Annotated in this window: 1 protein-coding gene; it reads right to left on the bottom strand. The window is 43.9% G+C overall.

Going from position 1 to position 1,036, the window contains the following annotated elements; genetic code table 11:
• On the bottom strand, positions 1-1,036 hold a 1,036-nt coding region (locus J8L98_RS24410; protein ID WP_210998654.1), incomplete at both ends, for an RHS repeat domain-containing protein.

Genomic DNA, 1,036 nt, shown 5'->3' with positions numbered 1-1,036 from the left:
GTTTACTTAGGTCACTGATTGATGCGCGCTGACCCCAGCGAACAACCTCATACACTCGCCCTTGTGCATCATACTGCCATTGTGTAACCCCACCATTGGCATCAATATGCAATGACTTACGGCCATTATCATCATAGGCGGTGAAAACCGATATCTTATCGCGCGTATTGGCTGCTTTAATATTATTAACAAGTGTCGTATAAGCGAACTCCCCCCCATTTAAATCTAAATCTTCTGGCTTTACAAAAGACTCATCTGCAATATGCACCGTATCGACTATTTTATGCTCTGCTACACGCTTACCATTTACATCATATTCAAAAGACTGTATTGCACCTGACACCTGCAATCGACCTGGAATTGTGGTTGTACTTTTTATTGGTATGACTGAATCATCTCGTTGAGTACGAGAAACACTCATTATCTCTACCGGTGGCAAACCCGGTGTAAAGATCGGCTCGTCACTGGTGATTGTCGGTGTAATATAAACGACTTTGCTACTGATAAATTGCGATATAAGTTGGTTCGCTTCATTATAAACAAAGTAGCTAATACGCTGATCATCTACCTCACTTACAGAACCATTACTGCTTTTCAGTTTATCGCCAAATAGCTGGTGCTTTTTAATGACATTGTCATTATCATCATACTGATATGTGGTGACTTCGTTGCCTTTTTCAGTCTTAACTAAGCGACCCAGTGCATCGTACTCATAGTGCTGTGATACGGCGTGACTGCCACTGCCTTGCGTGGTGTGCAGCTTTTTACCTGTGCCATCATACTCATAGCTGGTTTGACTTTGGACCACACTGCCCTGTAATACTTGCACCGACGTTGCCTGGCCATTACCGTCAAATTCAGTGATGGTTTTATTCTCGGTGCCAGCGCTGAGCTTACCACCACTGAGCTTGCCACCACTGACCACAGTGTTGATTTGCTCTGTCTTTATCACTTGAGCGCCGTGGTTGTTGTGTTCAAACGAGGTCGTCAATTTTAACCCTTGTGGGTCGACAATCTTACTGATAACCCGCCCAAT

Source organism: Pseudoalteromonas sp. MMG013 (genome assembly GCF_018100885.1).
In the GTDB taxonomy this organism is placed as follows: Bacteria; Pseudomonadota; Gammaproteobacteria; order Enterobacterales; family Alteromonadaceae; genus Pseudoalteromonas; species Pseudoalteromonas aurantia.
Note: the sequence above shows the minus strand (reverse complement) of the source record. Positions and strands in the feature narration are given on the sequence as shown.